At 70.2% G+C, this 16095-nt stretch carries 15 protein-coding genes; 5 read left to right on the top strand and 10 right to left on the bottom strand.

Features of this window, described 5'->3' with window-relative positions; genetic code table 11:
* Positions 1 to 11: 11 nt before the first annotated feature.
* From EHO50_RS17780 to EHO50_RS17815, 8 genes are all read right to left on the bottom strand, one after another.
* The gene (locus EHO50_RS17780) at positions 12 to 599 is read right to left on the bottom strand and encodes a GTP-binding protein (protein ID WP_128431110.1); all 588 of its coding nucleotides are present in this window, start codon (positions 597 to 599) and stop codon (positions 12 to 14) included.
* The gene (locus tag EHO50_RS17785) at positions 586 to 966 is read right to left on the bottom strand and encodes a DUF742 domain-containing protein (RefSeq protein WP_425472205.1); all 381 of its coding nucleotides are present in this window, start codon (positions 964 to 966) and stop codon (positions 586 to 588) included. Before EHO50_RS17785 ends, EHO50_RS17780 begins: the two co-directional genes overlap by 14 nt.
* Positions 947 to 1366, bottom strand: coding sequence for a roadblock/LC7 domain-containing protein (locus EHO50_RS17790; RefSeq protein WP_128431111.1), 420 nt, complete (start codon positions 1364 to 1366; stop codon positions 947 to 949). Before EHO50_RS17790 ends, EHO50_RS17785 begins: the two co-directional genes overlap by 20 nt.
* Before the next feature lie 11 nt (positions 1367 to 1377).
* A complete protein-coding gene (locus EHO50_RS17795; RefSeq protein ID WP_128431112.1) occupies positions 1378 to 3813 on the bottom strand; it encodes a sensor histidine kinase in 2436 nt (811 codons plus the stop codon).
* Positions 3814 to 3977: 164 nt separating this feature from the next.
* The gene (locus EHO50_RS17800; RefSeq protein ID WP_128431113.1) at positions 3978 to 4976 is read right to left on the bottom strand and encodes a substrate-binding domain-containing protein; all 999 of its coding nucleotides are present in this window, start codon (positions 4974 to 4976) and stop codon (positions 3978 to 3980) included.
* 242 nt (positions 4977 to 5218) lie between these two features.
* Positions 5219 to 6022 (bottom strand): SAM-dependent methyltransferase, encoded by an 804-nt coding sequence (locus EHO50_RS17805; protein WP_128431114.1) that lies wholly within the window; start codon positions 6020 to 6022, stop codon positions 5219 to 5221.
* 399 nt (positions 6023 to 6421) lie between these two features.
* On the bottom strand, positions 6422 to 6862 hold the full coding sequence (locus EHO50_RS17810) for a DUF6114 domain-containing protein (RefSeq protein ID WP_128431115.1): 441 nt from the start codon (positions 6860 to 6862) through the stop codon (positions 6422 to 6424).
* Positions 6862 to 7554 carry a DUF6230 family protein gene (locus EHO50_RS17815; protein WP_128431116.1) on the bottom strand — a complete coding sequence of 231 codons (693 nt, stop codon included), beginning with the start codon at positions 7552 to 7554 and terminating at the stop codon, positions 6862 to 6864. The genes EHO50_RS17810 and EHO50_RS17815 overlap by 1 nt, the downstream gene beginning before the upstream one ends.
* A 701-nt stretch (positions 7555 to 8255) precedes the next feature.
* On the opposite strand from EHO50_RS17815, the gene EHO50_RS17820 reads away from it, so the two are divergent.
* Complete coding sequence (locus EHO50_RS17820) at positions 8256 to 8909, top strand: Tat pathway signal sequence domain protein (RefSeq protein WP_128431117.1); 654 nt, start codon at positions 8256 to 8258, stop codon at positions 8907 to 8909.
* 34 nt (positions 8910 to 8943) lie between these two features.
* Here the strand turns inward: EHO50_RS17820 and EHO50_RS17825 are convergent, their stop codons facing one another.
* The gene (locus EHO50_RS17825) at positions 8944 to 9945 is read right to left on the bottom strand and encodes a lytic polysaccharide monooxygenase (protein WP_128431289.1); all 1002 of its coding nucleotides are present in this window, start codon (positions 9943 to 9945) and stop codon (positions 8944 to 8946) included.
* 383 nt (positions 9946 to 10328) lie between these two features.
* On the opposite strand from EHO50_RS17825, the gene EHO50_RS17830 reads away from it, so the two are divergent.
* Positions 10329 to 12143: a S8 family peptidase gene (locus EHO50_RS17830; protein WP_128431118.1), complete on the top strand. Its 1815-nt coding sequence runs from the start codon at positions 10329 to 10331 to the stop codon at positions 12141 to 12143.
* A 212-nt stretch (positions 12144 to 12355) separates the two neighbouring features.
* On the opposite strand, the gene EHO50_RS17835 is transcribed toward EHO50_RS17830, so the two are convergent.
* Entirely contained in the window at positions 12356 to 13033 is a 678-nt protein-coding gene (locus EHO50_RS17835; protein ID WP_128431119.1) for a ScbR family autoregulator-binding transcription factor, read from the bottom strand.
* 181 nt (positions 13034 to 13214) lie between these two features.
* Here EHO50_RS17835 and EHO50_RS17840 point away from each other — a divergent pair, with 181 nt between their 5' ends.
* The 3 genes from EHO50_RS17840 to EHO50_RS17850 all read left to right on the top strand — a co-directional run bounded on the left by EHO50_RS17840 (position 13215) and on the right by EHO50_RS17850 (position 16084).
* Positions 13215 to 14156, top strand: a complete 942-nt coding sequence (locus EHO50_RS17840; RefSeq protein ID WP_128431120.1) for a ScbA/BarX family gamma-butyrolactone biosynthesis protein — start codon at positions 13215 to 13217, stop codon at positions 14154 to 14156.
* A gap of 70 nt (positions 14157 to 14226) precedes the next feature.
* Positions 14227 to 14874, top strand: a complete 648-nt coding sequence (locus EHO50_RS17845; RefSeq protein WP_128431121.1) for a ScbR family autoregulator-binding transcription factor — start codon at positions 14227 to 14229, stop codon at positions 14872 to 14874.
* A gap of 22 nt (positions 14875 to 14896) precedes the next feature.
* Positions 14897 to 16084 carry a damage-control phosphatase ARMT1 family protein gene (locus tag EHO50_RS17850; protein ID WP_128431122.1) on the top strand — a complete coding sequence of 396 codons (1188 nt, stop codon included), beginning with the start codon at positions 14897 to 14899 and terminating at the stop codon, positions 16082 to 16084.
* Positions 16085 to 16095 lie beyond the last annotated feature (11 nt).

Genomic DNA, 16095 nt, shown 5'->3' on the forward strand with positions numbered 1-16095 from the left:
CTCGGTTCAGTTCAGCTCGCCTGACGGGCATCGGCGATCAACTGGTCGATCAGCGCGATCAGTACGTCCCGGCACGATTCACGCTCCCGCGCGTCGCACAGCAGCACCCGCACATGCTCAGGGAGTGCGAGGGCGTCCCGGATGTCGTCGGCGGGGTAGGGATGTTCGCCGTGGAAGCCGTTGACGCCGACGACGAAGGGGATGCCCCGGCGCTCGAAGAAGTCGAGCGCCGCGAAGCTGGACTCCGGCCGGCGGACGTCGACCAGGACCACCGCCCCCAGCGCGCCGATCGCCAGGTCGTTCCACATGAACCAGAACCGCTGCTGCCCGGGCGTACCGAACAGATACAGCACCAGCTCCTGGCTGATGGTGATCCGGCCGAAGTCCAGGGCCACGGTGGTGGCCCGCTTCTCCTCGATGCCGTTGAGGTCGTCGATGCCCAGACCCGCCGTGGTCAGGGGCTCCTCGGTACGCAGCGGGGCGATCTCGCTGACCGACCCGACCATGGTGGTCTTGCCGACGCCGAAACCGCCGGCGATGAGGATCTTGACCGTGTCGGGCGGCGCGACCGGTTCCAGGGTGGTGTCAGAGCCGGCCAAGGCCGTCCCTCACTTTCTGCAGCAGGTCCAGGTCCGGGGTGCGGGAGGTGACGGGGTGCGGCGGGTGAACGGTGATCAGGCCCGCCTCCAGCAGATCGCAGAGCATGATGGCGACCACGCTCACCGGGAGGTCGAGATGGGCCGCGAGCTCCGCGACGGCGATCGGCCGGGCGCAGCGCCGCAGGATCCGGGCCTGCTCGGGCTGCGGACGGGGCGCCCGCTCCGGCGGCGGATCCACCGCCGTCACCGTCGTGATCAGTGTGAAGTCGGTGCGGCTGGGCCGCGTCCGGCCGCCGGTCAGGGTGAAGGGACGTACCAGCCGGCCCGCCGAATCATCTGGGCCCACCTCACGCGCCAGGGCCGACATGGGCCCGCGGTGCCGCCGACAGATGCTCGCCGATCTTCTTCACCAGCATGTTCATCTGGTACGCCACCACACCGACGTCCGCGCCCTGGTTGGTGAGGACGACGAGGTGGGCGCCCGGCCCGGCGGAGGTCAGGATCAGATAGCTGTGGGCCATCTCGATCAGCGCCTGGCGCACCGGCCCGCCTCTGAAGTCCAGGCTGACGCCCTTGCTGAGGCTCATCAGGCCGGACGCGGTCGCCGCCAGCCGCTCGGCGTCGTCGCGCAGGAACCCGGTGGACTTGCTCACCACCAGACCGTCCTCGGAGAGCACGACGGCGTGGTTGACGTCGGCGACCCGCTCCACGAGTCCGGTGAGCAACTGATCGAGCTGGGTGTCCGTGGCGGGGGTGGGGCGTGTCATGGCGATGTCCTTCATGAGCGGTCGGCGGGCGGGGAGGAGGACGTGGGGGAGGAGGCGGAGCCGGCCGAGGCGGCCGTGGGCGGCTCCGCACGGGCACCGTCGTCACGCGCCCCCCGAGTGGCCGGGACCCGCTGGTCCTCGGCCTCGGGCGCGTTGGATGCCTCGCGGTCGCTTTCGTCGCGAGCCTGGAGCGTCCCCCGCTGGAAGCAGGCGAGGGAGGAGGCGGCTCGTTCCGCGGTGAAGTCGTCTGCGTGCCCGTCCTCTTCGGCGGCGGGGGCCTCCTCGCGCAGCTCGGCGGCCAGGCTGGTCTGCGGAACCCGGCGGGGGAGCGGGGAGAGGCCACCGCGGGGTGCTGGGCCTGCTGCGGGCGTGGGCGTGGGCGCGGCGGCCTGGGCGGATGCGGCGGCCTGGGCGGGTGCGGTGCGGGGCGGGACGACCGGACGGGGCTCCCGTACCGGCTCCTGCGGTTCGGCGGCCCCGGCGTGCTGCACCTCGTCCCGGTCCGGCGCGGGCAGGTCCCGCACCACGATGTCGTGCGGGATCAGCACGATCGCCGTCGTGCCGCCGTACGGCGAGGAGCGCAGGGTCACGGCGATGCCGTGCCGGTGGGCGAGCTGGGAGATCACGAACATGCCGAGCCGCAGATCGTCGGCGAGGGCCACCACGTCGAACTGCGGGGGGTCGGCCAACTGGGCGTTGAAGGAGTCGTAGTCCTCCTCCGACATGCCGAGACCGCGGTCCTCCACCTCCACGGCCAGGCCCTTGGCCACCATCGCGGCCCGAACCGTGACCGGCGCCGGAGCGGGGGAGTACAGCGTGGCGTTCTCGATCAGCTCGGCCAGCAGATGAATCACGTCCGCCACCGCGGGCGGCGCGAGATGCACCTCCTCCTCGGTGTGCACCTCCACCCGCTGGTACTCGGCGACCTCGCCGACGGCACTGCGCAGGATGTCGATCAGCGCGACCGGCTCGCTCCAGCTGCGGCCGGGCCGCTCACCGCTGATGATGACGAGGTTCTCCTCGTAGCGGCGCAACTGGCTGGCGGTGGAGTCCAGTTCGTAAAGGCCCTTGAGGACCTCGGGGTCCTGGTGCGCGCGCTCCAGCGCGTCGAGCTTGGTGAGCTGCAGGTTGACCAGGTTCTGGCTCTGCCGTGCGATGCCCAGGATGATCTTCTGGAAGCCGCGCCGGGTGTCGGCGAGTTCGACGGCGGTGTGCACGGCCGTGCGCTGCGCGGTGTTGAACGCCTTGGCCACCTGGCCGAGTTCGTCATGGCCGTAGTCCAGCGGCGGGGTCGCCAGCTCCACGTCGACCTTCTCGCCCCGCTCCAGGCGGGCCACCACGTCCGGCAGCCGCTCCTGGGCGAGGCTCAGGGTGGCCTCGCGCAGCCCGCGCAGGCGCCGGGACAGCGAGCGGGTGATCCGCCAGGACATCCAGACGCACAGCAGCAGGGCGACCAGACCGCCCGCGCTCAGGGACGCGGCCTTGATCAGCAGGCCGCGCGCGTCGTCGGCACTGCGCTGCAGCAGTCCGGTCGTCTGCTGCTGGATCAGCACCGCGTACTCGTCGGAGACCTTGATCAGCGCGGCCCGCCACTCCTTCTGCACGTCCGGGAGCGCGATGTCCCCGTCACCGCGCGCCGCCGCGCGGGCCGCGAACACCCGGTCCTCGACGGACTCCAGGGTCCGCCACTGCGCACTCCCCAGGATCCGCTCGGTTTCCGCCTTCGCGTTCCCGGTCAGCGAAGGCAGGATCTGGTCCTCGACGAGCCAGCGGCGAGTGTTCACCAGCTCCGCGAACTCGGTCCACGTCTTGTTGTCCATCTTCCCCGCCGGCCCGGCCAGGGTCAGCAACGCGTCCTCCTGGGACACCAGCTCCGCCGCGTGCTCCAGCGAGACCAGCGGACCGGCCTGCGAGGTGAGGTCACCGTCGTCGACCTGGGAGAGCTCCTGGAAGGCGTGGATCTGGTCGTCGATGATCGACGTGTACTGATCCAGCGCCTGCACGGCCTTGATGTCCGTGGGGTTGTCCACCTGGCCCCGGTAGTACTCCAGGCTGCTCGCCGACGCGACGACCGAGTACAGCCGGTCCTTGACCCGGGGTGGCGCCTGCTGGATCTCGTCCGACTGGCCGAGGAGTTTCGCGACCGCCTTGTCGGTCTTGCGGCGCTGCTCGTCCAGCGCGCTGCGGGCCGCGTCCTGGTGCGAGGCCAGCCATACGGCCGAGAAGCTGCGCTCCCGCTGCAGCGCGAGGGTGGCCTCGGTGCCCATGGCGCCGGTCGACTTGCTCAGCCCGGTCTGCGAGCGCAGCGTCAGGCCCTCCGAGAACATCTGGATCGTCGTCACGCTCCACACGGCGGCGAGCGTGACGCTGGGCACCAGCGCCAGGAGGATCAGGGAGAGACGTATGGAGCCGAGGCGGCGGCGCCGGGGACCTGTCCGTGGAGACATTGTCGTCCTAGGGCGATCAGCGGAGGAGGGGAAGGGGGACGAGCGCGAGAGGTGGACGCGTGTCCGATACGTCACAGGGGGTGCGCAGGATGTTATCCGTACAAGTGAGCGTACGCGTCACGCATGCCCCAATCTTCGGTGACACCGTCGGCGGAAGTGTCCGGTCAGCGGGTTCCGTTGGCGGCGAACTTCGCGACCGCGGCGACGTTCGCCTTGGTGACGAACGCCGGCCCGGTGAGGACGGGGGCCTCGCCACCACCGAGGGTGTTGCCGTTGGTCCGGTACAGCCAGAGCGAGTCCACGGCGAGGTAGCCCTGCAGATACGGCTGCTGGTCCACCGCGAACTGCACGTCCCCGCCCTGGACCGCCTCGACGAGGTCCTTGTTGATGTCGAAGGTCGCGACATGGGCCTTGCTGTGGGCCTCCTCGGCCGACTTCACCGCGGCGAGCGCGAATTGCGCGCCCAGTGTGACGACTTCGTCGATGCTCGGGTCCTGCGTCAGCCGGGACGCGACGGTCTCGGTCACCGCGTCCATGTCGGTGCCGTCCACATAGAGGTTCTCGGTCTCGCCGCCGAACGCCTTCTTCACACCCGCGCAGCGCGCCTCCAGGGCGACATTGCCGCGCTCGTGGATGACACACAGGGCGTGCTTGACCTTCAGGTCGTCGAGCTTGTCGCCGACGGCTCGGCCCGCGACGCTCTCGTCCTGGCCGAAGTACCCGAGCAGCCCTGCGGACTGCCATTCGTCTATACCAGAGTTGAGGCCGACCACCGGTATGCCGGCCGCCCGTGCCTCTCTGACCGGGCTCGTCATCGCCGACGGCTTGGCCAGGGTCACCGCGATGCCGTCGGCCTTCTGCCGTATCGCGTCCCGCATCAGCTCGGCCTGTCCGGCCGGGTCGGAGTCGTTCGCGTAGGTCAGGTCGATGTTGTCCTTGGCGGCCGCGGCCTGGGCGCCCTTCTGCACCAACTCCCAGAAGGCGTCCCCCTCGCCGCCGTGGGTGACCAGAGAGATCTTCAGCCGCGGACCGCCGGACGCGGCGGCCGCCTCCGAGGTGTCGTCGGTCCCGCCGACGGCGGAGCAGCCGGCCAGCAGCAGACAGGTGGCGGCCGTGAGGGCGGCGACGCGAGTGAAAGCGGGGGAGGGGGGTGAGGTCTTCATGAGGGTGCGGCACCTCGCTGTGCGGCCGAGCCGGAGGAACGAACGAGAGTACGGCCCGCGCCGCCCGGAAAGTGCGCCGACCTGGTCAACTCTCGCTGGGCCGGAGCCAATCGCGTGTGACCACCGGTAGTCAAGTGTGCAACCACAAGGGGTGAGTCGTTGCTGCCACATCGTGATGAACCGCTGGCGGGAGCGCGGGCCGACGACCGTCCCGCCCCCACCGCTTGCGCTCGCAAACCGGGTCAACTCGGCTTGCGTGCGACCGCCCCGTACATCGCGATGTCCTCGTCCCGGACCGCCTCGGTGCCCGTTCTGTCCGGACGCCACTTGTGGACCTGCACGATGCCCGGCTCGACGAGGTCCAGACCGGTGAAGAATTCCTCGGCCTCGGCGAGGGTGCGCAACCGCATCGGCATGCCGCGCGCCGCGTACTCCCGGGCGACCCGGCCGACCTCGTCCGGCGCGAACTCGGCGGTGCCGATGGACATCGCGAGGTAGCTGCCGGCAGGCAGCGGTTCGAGCAGCCGCCGCACGATCCCGACGGCGTCGTGCTCGTCCAGCATGAAGTGCACGATCGCGATCACGGCGAGCGCGACCGGCTCACCGAGATCGAGGGTCTCGCGGAACGCCGGGCTGTCGAGAATGGTCGCGGGCTCCCGCATGTCGGCTTCGATGTACGCCGTCCTGCCCTCGCCCGTGCTGGACAAGAGCTCCTGGGACAGCGCGAGGACGAGCGGATCGTTGTCGACGTAGACGACCCGGGCCCCGGGCGCGACCGACCGGGCGATCTCATGAATGCTCGGCGACGTAGGAATCCCGGTCCCGACATCCAGGAACTGCCGTATCCCCGCCTCTTCGGCGAGATACCGCACGGCCCGATTCATAAAGTCCCGGTTGGCCCGCATATGAACCGGCAACGCCGGCCACTCACGAGCCATGGCGTCGCCGGCTTCCTGGTCGACGGGGTAATAGTCCTTGCCGCCAAGGATGTAGTCGTAGATGCGGGCGGAGTGCGCGGTCTCGGTGTCAATACGATCGGCGGACATAAGGCCTCCGGGACATGGGCGACGGTCCGCACCAGTCTGTCAACGCCCCTGGCTCGCAGGGAAGTTGACGGAGCCCAGGTCTACCTCTGGGAGCGTCGGGAAGCCGGCGGTTCGACGCGTGAACCCTGGGGTGGTGGGAGGCCGTTGGTTCGGGACGCGTGAACCCTGGGGTGCTGGGAGGCCGTTGGTTCGGCACACCAACCCCGACGGTGCTGTGAAGCTGACGGTCAGCGTGCCCACCCAGGGGCGCGGGGCTGTGTCGTTTTGCGCCTCTGCCGCGTGGGCGCGACCAGCCCCCACACACCCGCACCCGCCGAACTCCACCGACCCCTACGGCGCTGCGGCGAAACAACGCCACGCACGGCCCCCGGCGACCAACAGCAAGCCAAGGAACCCGGTTCAGGCGGGCTCCCCAGCCTGCTGAGCGGCCACCACGGCAGCAGCCGCCTCCTTCCGCCGCCGTCGCCGACGCTCCCGCGGCGCCTGATCCGGAAGCCACCCGAACGCCAGACTGCTCCCCACGACCCCCAGCAGCAGCCCCACGAAGAACCCGCCCAGATTCGACGTGAGCCAGGTCCCCAGGGTCACCAGAACCCCGGTGATCGAGTAGAAAAGCCGCTGCGCCGGGTTGAACAGAATCAGCACACCGAGCAGCACCATCAGCGTCGGCAACAGATACCCGGCCAGCCCCTGCATGCCGGCATGCAGCATGACCTTCATGGACGCCTTCATGGTGAGCAGAACCTCCGCCCCGCCCAGCGCAAGCAGCAGCCCGCCCCAGAACGGCCGGTCGGCCCGCCAACGACGGAAGGCCGACCGGAAACCCGCACGCTCACTCATCAGCAACCCGTACTGCTGAAGCGGAGCTTCAGACCCGGAAGCTTGAACACACCCGCAGTCGTCGCATAGTTGGTCTGCCGCAGGTTGGCGATGCGCACGGTGTCCGCCTGCTGGCTGAAGACACCGATCGGCCCCTTCACCCCGGCCTTGGTCAACGTACTCGCGTCGTTGCCGATCTCGATGTTGGTGAACGCCGCGTCACCCGACAGCTCGGTCGAGTCGGTGGTCAGATCGCTCGCGCTCACCTTCTCCGCCCCGCTGCCCGCGGTGATGAGCAGGTTCGTGCCGCCGAGGTCGACGCTCTGGCACAGCTTCGTGAGCGTCGCGCTCTTGATCGCGGAGGTGACGACCAGTACCTGGCCGCCGGTGTCACCCGCGTTGGGACTGCCCGGCGCCATTTCGTCGAGGCCGCCGAACTGCTCGAACCCGGTGCCGTTGAGCTCGGTCGCGGTCACCGTGAAGGGCATGCCGGAGATGGCGAACTGCACGCCCAGCGCGCCTTCGGCGGTGAGGACCGCAAGGGCGCCGGCGACGAGGGTGGCCGGCACCGCCATCACGGCGGCCCGGCGCGCCCGGACCCGCCCGCGTCTCGCGGGGCCGTCGGTGGTGCCGGACGCTTCGGACCCGGAACCGCTTTCCGGGTTCTCGGGGAAGTTGTCGGCGGACGAGGTGACGTCCGAGGACGAGGCCATAACTGCTCCCAGGTGCATGAAAGTGCGGGTAGGGCATCAGTGGCACGTTGTCCTGGCGCGGACAGCGCCCACGGCGCACGCCCCTCGCAACTCCCGGCGGGCGCAAGGGCTTTCTCGTACTCCGCAGTAGCCAGCCGGGAAGTTACCGGTGGTTACAGGCGAGGGTCAAGGCAGTTATGGAAAAAGGGTGTTGATTGTGTGCCGCCTGTGAGTCGAGCAGCCTTCAGTGGCCTCACAGAGCTGCGAAGCAAACATCAACTCCCCTGTTATGCCTTGACGTTGACTGACACTCAGGTCTACAACTTGCCCTGGCTCCCCCCTGGATCCGTGGCGCCGGATCCGCCGCCGCGTGGCCTTTGCCCGCGTTCCCGGACCTGATGTCCTTCACATTTTCTCGAGATCACTCCATGGCGCCGTCACGGTCACTTCCCCCCTTCGGTCCGTGCCGGACGCCCCCCGCCCGGTCCGCCCGGAGCCCTCCCCACGGTCTCCGGCCGGTCCCGGTCGGGCTGCCGTTGCCGGTCCGTGATGTACGGAGAAGGCGTCACGGACCGGCAACAGCGCACACCGACTCGGGCGCCCCCTCAACCTCCCACCCCCCAACCCCCCACGCTCCACACCCCCACCCCCACCCCCGAACCCCTGAGCCGCTCGACTGCGCTCAGGGCAAACCCCCGCAACGAAAGCCGAGGTACACCCGCATGCGCACGCGCACCCTCCTCACCCTCGCCGGCACCGTCGCCGCCCTCACCCTCCCCATGGCCGGCCCCGCGTCCGCGGCCGACGGCACCGTTCTCACCACCGGCTCCGTCGGCGGTACGGCCGTCGCGGTCGGCGAGGTCCTCACCGCGCCGCTGGCGAGCGGCACCGCCGCCACGTTCTACTCCAGCGCGACCGGTACGAGCGGCATCTCCTGCACCTCGTCGCAGTTCACGGCCGCCGTGACCGACAACCCCGCCGCACCCGGGACCGCGACGGAGTCGGTCACCGGGCACACCTTCGACGCCGCCAGCTGCACGACCAACGTCGTCGGCGTGCTCGGCGTCACCAGCATCACCGTCAACAACTTGCCGTACAGCGCCGCCGTGGCCTCCGACGGCACCGTCACCGTCACTCCGGCCGCGGGCTCCACCATCCAGACGACGGTCGTACTGCGGACCCTGCTGGGCAGCATCAACTGCGTCTACCAGGCCCCCAGCCTGTCCGGCACGGCGAGCAACGCCGACAACAGCATCAACTTCGCCGGCGCGCCGTTCGCGAAGGTCTCGGGCTCGTCCCTCTGCTTCGCCAACGGCTACTTCACCGCCAAGTACGCCCCGGTGACCGGCAGCGGCGAGCCGGTCTACGTCAACTGACGCCTAGGGCAACTGGCCCGTACGGCGACGGAGTTCACCTCCGACGCAACCGCAGCGCCAGGGCGGCGCCCCCGGTGAGCACCAGCACCGCGGCGGCGCCGCCCGCCAGCATGGGCGTCGAGGGCCCCGTACCGGCACCGCCGGTGGACGCCACCGGCGTGCTGTCGCGCACGGCGCCCTCCTGGGTGTCCGCGGTCGCGGAGCCGGCCGAGGAGGAAGCCGTCGGGGAGGCGGTCGTAGGCGGCTTGCCCGCCGACTCGGTCGCCGCCGAAGCACCGGCAGTCGTACGGCCGTTGCCGCGATCCCCGTTCGCGGCGGCCGAAGCCGTGCTCCCGCCGCCACTCTCCTCGGCGCCTCCGCCTCCACCCCCGCCCTCGCCGCCGTTCCCGTTCCCGCTCGCCGGGAACACCACGTCCGAGCACGAGTAGTACGTGTCCGGCGTGCTGCTGTTCTGCCAGATCGTGTACAGCACATGGCGCCCGGCCCGGTCGGACGGCAGCGTCGCCCTGATCCGGTACGCCCCGTCCGTCAGTGCCGGGTCCGTCACTTGCGCGAACGGCTTCTCCGGGAGGTCGGACCAGGTGAGCGGCTTCGTCGGGTCGTAGCCGGGCTTGGTGAGGTAGAGCTTGAAGGTGCCGGTGTGCGGGATCGTCGAGACATACCGCATCGTCAGGGCGGAGCCGGGCGTCAGCCGGGTCGACGGCCAGTCGGTGCGGGCGAGGTCGAGGCCCCGGTAGGCCGGCAGTCCGCCGCTGCACAGCTGCCCGTCGGGGACGACCTGCCGGTCCCGGCCGTTCACATTCGCGATCCGCAGGTTGTCCCAGGCCGTGAAGGGCCCGCCGTTCGACGCGACCGCCGCCCGGCAGGCCGCCGACCGGGACGCGCTGCCGCCGTCGGGGGAGCAGCCGTACACCCGGCTGACCGGATCCGTCGGCGCACCGTGCGCATGGGCCGGGCCCGCCGCCCACGCTGTGAGCAGCAAAGGCGTGACGGCGGTGGCCGCCAGGGCGGTGCGGTGCGATCTCATCCAGGGCATCCGGGACATCCGGAACGTCTCCTCGGCCGGCACGGGAAGGGTCCTCGTGCAGTACGGGAAACCGGCCCGGCGCGTTCACTGCGCGACGAGCCGGGCAAAGCCCGTCATTACCGGTCAACCGTCCGACGTAGAGGGTGGTTATCCAGCCGGATCGAGGGTTTCCCCTGTATCCCGATGACCTTTTCTTTGCCTATCGTTCGACCACAGCCGACCCACAGGTAACCCCGAACGGGTCGTAGCTCGCGCCAGGCCGGCCGCCGCGCCCCGCACTTCGCACCACCCCACCCCGCCTTCCGGCGTACCCCCCGCCGCTTCGACGACGAAGCGAAATCGACCGCCGCTCCGCGCTGCCCGGAGTACGGCCGGCCACGAAAGGCAATCCCTTGCGTACCTCTGCATCCACCAGACGGAAGCTGATATCCGTCGCCGCGGTCTCCGCCGCGCTGTTCACGGCCGCCACCACCGTCGCCGTGGCCCAGGACGCCGTCTCCCCGCAGGCCGCCGCCCCCGTCCCGGCGGCCCAGACCGAGGCCGCACCCGGCACCACGGCCGAGCGCCTCATCGTCGGCTACAAGTCCGGCGCCTCCGAGGCCAAGTCGAACAAGGCCGCCGAGGCCGATGCCGCCGCCAAGGGCAAGGAGGCCGGCGAGGACCTCGACTTCCAGCGCCGCCTCGGCTCCGGCGCCGCCCTCGTCGATCTGGGCGAGAAGCTCACCAAGGCCGATGTCGCCGACGTCGTCGCCGAGTACCAGGCCGACCCGCAGGTCGCCTACGTCGTACCGGACCGGCTGAACAAGCCGCTCGCCACCCCCAACGACACCGAGTACAGCAAGCAGTGGGACCTGTTCGAGACCACCGCGGGCATGCGGGTGCCGGGCGCCTGGGACGTCACCACGGGCAGCGGCGTGACCGTCGCCGTCATCGACACCGGCTACGTCACCCACTCCGACCTGGGTGCGAACATCGTCGCCGGCTACGACTTCATCTCCGACACCGCGGTCTCCAACGACGGCAACGGACGCGACAGCAACCCGGCCGACACGGGCGACTGGACCACCGACGGCCAGTGCGCCAGCGACTGGACGGCCACCACCTCCTCCTGGCACGGCACCCATGTCGCGGGCACCATCGCCGCGGTCACCAACAACAGCAAGGGCGTCGCGGGCATCGCGTACGGCGCGAAGGTCTCCCCGGTGCGGGTGCTGGGCCAGTGCGGCGGCTACGACTCCGACATCATCGACGCCATCACCTGGGCGTCCGGCGGCACCGTCTCCGGCGTGCCGGCCAACGCCAACGTCGCCAAGGTCATCAACATGAGCCTCGGCGGGGGCGGCGCGTGCAGCGCCGCGACGCAGAGCGCCATCAACGCCGCCGTGAACCGCGGCACCACGGTGGTCGTCGCGGCGGGCAACGAGAACCAGAACGCCTCCAACTCCAACCCGGCGAACTGCAACAACGTCATCACCGTCGCGGCGACCGACCGCGCCGGCAACCGCGCCAACTACTCGAACTACGGCTCGGTCGTCGACATCGCCGCCCCGGGTGGTGAGATGACCGCCACCAGCAGCACGGACGGCATCCTGTCCACGCTGAACTCCGGTTCGCAGGGCCCGTCGAGCGAGAGCTACGAGTACTACCAGGGCACCAGCATGGCCACCCCGCACATCGCGGGCCTGGTCGCGCTGATGAAGTCGGCCAACGCGTCGCTGACCCCGGCGCAGATCGAGTCCGCGATCAAGACCAACTCGCGTGCTCTGCCGGGTACTTGCTCGGGCGGCTGCGGCGCCGGTCTCGCCGACGCGGCCAAGACGGTGCAGGCGGTGAGCGGCAGCTCCGGCGGCTCCACGGGGGGCACCACCTTCACCAGCACGTCCGCGGTCTCCATCCCGGACAACGGCTCCGCGATCGAGTCCTCCATCGCCGTCAGCGGCCGCAGCGGCAACGCCCCGTCGGCTCTCCAGGTCGGCGTGGACATCACCCACACCTACCGCGGTGACCTGGTCATCGACCTGGTGGCCCCGGACGGCTCGACGTACCGCCTGAAGTCCGCCAGCTCCTCGGACTCCGCGGACAACGTCAACACCACCTACACGGTCAACGCCTCCAGCGAGACCGCCAACGGCACCTGGAAGCTGCGCGTCCAGGACACGGCGGCCCAGGACACGGGCAAGCTCAACAGCTGGAAGCTGACCTTCTGAGCAACAACTGAACGCGTGCCCCGAACGGGTGCGTACCACAAGCGGGCGGGCCGGCCGGTGCGGATGGGGCATCGGCCGGCCCGTCGTACGTCGAGACCGTTACGACAATCGACATCGAGATCGTTACGACCATCGACATCGAGACCGCTACGACCACCGACCGGCCCGGCGGAAACCGTCGATCCGGTCGGTGTCGTGCGTTCGGCGTGTACTCAGCGTGCGGACAGATCCATGGCGACCGGTTCGACGCCCGCGGCATCGAGGGCGGCCAGCACGCGCACCCCGCGATCGGGCTCCCGGTCGATGCCGGTCAGCATGCCGGGCAGCGCGATGCTCGGCAGGAGGTGCCCCCACAGGACCGAGATCCGCTCCGCCAGATCATCGCGGTCGTTCAGCGCCCGCGACATCAGCTGGATGCCCGCGAACGCACCGACCAGCAGCTCCACCGTCTGCCTGGGCTGCACGGTGGGCAGCAACTCGCCCTGGTCACGGGCCCGTTCGAGTATTCCGACCAGATGGTCCGCCCACTGCCTGAACGGCCCGGAGTGATCGACCCCGGGCGGTGCGCACTGGTCCACCGCCAGCCGCACACTGCCCTTGAGCAGCGAGTTGGTGAGCAGTCGCTGCCCGAACACGAAGGTGATGTCGACGAGTTCCTGCAGCTTGCACGGCTGCGGCGGCACCGCGCCGAGCGACAACTGCTCGTCCAGCACGGCCTGGGCGAGGGATTCCTTCGAGGAAAAGTGGAAATACAGGGCACCCTTGGTCACCTCGGCCCGCTCCAGGACCATCGCGATCGTCGTCGCGGTGTACCCGTGCTCGTCGAAGACCGCGCCCGCGGCCTCCAGGATGACCTTCCGCGTTCTGATGGCGCGCTCCTGCCTCGCCATAACCGCCCCTCCGCTGCGCCGAGTTGACCTCTGCGCCCGGCGTGCGCCGGAGCGGGTTCGGGCACGGTCGGGCGACCCGAGGCCGCATTGAAAACAAACCGGTCGCCTCGTACTCTAACGCTCGCGGCACGGGCATCTCGCCGTCTGTCCACGCACATACGGGGGGACCCAAGGAGGGGACATGCCTCATCCGCGGCAATTCGCCACGATCACGCTTGCCGAGACCCCGACGGTGCCGGACGGCCTGACCGCCACCGTACCCCGTCAGCTCGTCCACCGAGCCTCCGTCGCCGAAACGTTTCTCACAGGGGCGACCAGGACCGACACCGACCAGTTCACCGTCTTCGCCCAGTGGCCGCGAGCTCATCAGTTACACGTGTCGCCGGACCGGTCGTCATACGAGCCGCTGCTGGTCGCGGAGACCGTCCGCCAGGCCGGCGCACTTCTCGCGCACACCGCCTACGACGTGCCGCTGGGCCACCAGTTCGTGCTCAGGGAACTGCGGCTCACCACTCGCCCCGAGCACCTCGCCGTAGGCGTCGCACCCGCCGAACCCGTCCTCCACATCACCGTCTCCGACGTCGACCACCGCGGCGGCCGCCCGGCCGGCTTCAGCTACGACGCGGACATACGGCTCGGCGGCGAACGCGTCGCGACCGGGCACATAGCCGTGACCTGGACAAACGAAGCCGTCTACCGCAGGCTGCGTGGCGGCCGCACCGCGACCACCGTGTCCGCCCTGCCGCTCCCACCCGGTCTGCCGCCCGCCGAGGTGGACCGCGCCCTGCCCGCGGACGTCGTCCTCGCCCCGGCGGACCACCCCGGGCGCTGGCGGCTGCGAGTTGATACCGCGCATGCTGTTTTCTTCGATCATCCACTCGATCATGTGCCCGGAATGCTACTGCTGGAGGCCGCCCGCCAGGCCGCACGGACTCACACGCGCAACGGCCGACGGCGGCCCGTTTCGTTTCATGCCGTCTTCCATCAGTACGCCGAACTCGACCAGCCAACCTGGATCGAGGCCGTCGACGGGGAGGGCGCGAACGGCTTCGGCGTCCAAGTCCTGGGAAGGCAGGGAGAGTCGAAGGTTTTCGAGTGCGAGGTCGGAACCGAGGAGCGGTGAGATATCGTGTGCGCAGAGTGAGAAACAAACGGCATGACCCGTTCTTTTCTGTCCCAGGAGTGTCCAGCCGATGGTGAGGCAGTTACGCGCCGAACAGACCCGCACCACGATCCTCACAGCCGCCGCCGAACTCTTCGACCGTCACGGCTATGAATCGACCAGCCTCAGCGACATCGTCGAACACGCCCAAGTCACCAAGGGTGCCCTGTACTTCCACTTCGCGGCGAAGGAGGACCTCGCCCAGGCCATCATGGAGCTCCAGTCCAGAGCCTCCCGGCAGATGGCGACCGAGATGGACGGCAGGGGCTACTCCTCGCTGGAGGCCCTGATACGCACGACGTTCGGCATCACACGCCTGTCCGTCGAGGGGCCGATACCCCGGGCCGGCCTGCGCCTGGCCACGGGGGGAGTGGTGATACGGCCACCCCTGCGGCACCCCTTCACCGAGCTGCTGGACATCACCACCCGCAAACTCCTCGGCGCCGCCAAGGAGTCCGACATCCACCCGGACCTCGACGTCGAGGCCGCCGCCAACTCCCTCGTCTGCTTCTTCGTCGGCACCCGCGTCGTCGGCCGTTCCCTCGAACCCGTCGCACGCCAGCCCCGCCGGGTGGCCGAGATGTGGCACCTCATGATCCGCGGCCTGGTCCCGGTACCCCGCCGGGCCCGCTATCTCGCGCTCGCGACACAGCTGGAGCGGGAGATCAGAGCCGTATGACAGGCGCGATACCGTGAGCCGCATGCCCGACAGGTCCGCCACCCCGCTCGCGCCCGTGCTCCTCGGCAATGAACCCGGCTCGTTCCCGCACAGCGTGCTCGCCGAGCGGCACCCCGCGATCATCCGGCAGGTACGGGACTCCTTCCCGTACGGCCCCGAGCAGCACCGCGCGCTGGACGCGCTCCTCACGAGCTGCACCAAGGGCGTGATCGAACCCCTCCCCACCGACGCGCACGACGGGCAGCGCTGGGCCTCATGGGGCGCGGGCGCCTGCACCGGCCGGTCCTGGTACGACGTACCGTGGCTGTGGTCGGAGAGCTACTTCTACCGCCAACTCCTCGAAGCCGTCGGCTACTTCACCCCGGGCCCCTGGCAGGGCATCGACCCCTTCCGGCCCTCCAAGCTGGCCGAACTCGACGCCCCCGAGACGGACGAGGAACTCGACGCCCTCGACGCCCTCGCGGACCGGCCCGCCGACGAGCAGGACCGGGCGCTGCTGCACGGGTCGCTGTGGGGCAATCGTGCGGACCTCGGATTCCGTATGTCGGCCGTGCAGGACGAGGCGTCCTCGGACACCCCGCCCCTGGTGGCCGACGACAGCGAGACCCTGTGGTCCCTGCTCCCGACCTCGGGCGCGGCCACCCTGTGCCTGATCGCCGACAACGCCGGCCGCGAACTCGTTCCCGACCTGCTCCTCATCGCCCACCTCCTCACCCAGGGGCGGATCGGACGGGCCGTCCTCCACGTCAAGCCGTACCCCTACTACGTCTCCGACGCCACGCACGCCGACGTGCTCGACGGCCTGCGCCGGCTGACCGAGGCGCCAGGCGCGGCCGCGACGTACGGCCGCGTCCTCTGGTCGGCGATGACGGACGGCCGCCTCACCGTCCGCGCCCACCCTTTCTCCAGCGCCCCTCTGCCGTACGCGGCGATGCCCGGCGACCTCCGCGAGGAGCTCGCGGCGGCCACCCTCACCATCGTCAAGGGCGACCTCAACTACCGACGCCTCGTCGGCGACCAACTCTGGCCGCCGACGACGCCGTTCACCGACGTGACCGCTCATTTCCCCGGCCCGGTCGCCGCCCTGCGCACCCTGAAGTCCGACGTGATCACCGGCCTGGACGCCCGCACGGAGGCGGCGCTGGTGGCGGCGGAAGGGCAGAAGTGGCGGACCGGCGGGACGCATGCGCTGATCCAGGTGCGGAGCTGACCCCCCCGGTG

The organism is Streptomyces cyaneus, assembly GCF_004028635.1.
Classification (GTDB): Bacteria; Actinomycetota; Actinomycetes; order Streptomycetales; family Streptomycetaceae; genus Streptomyces; species Streptomyces cyaneus.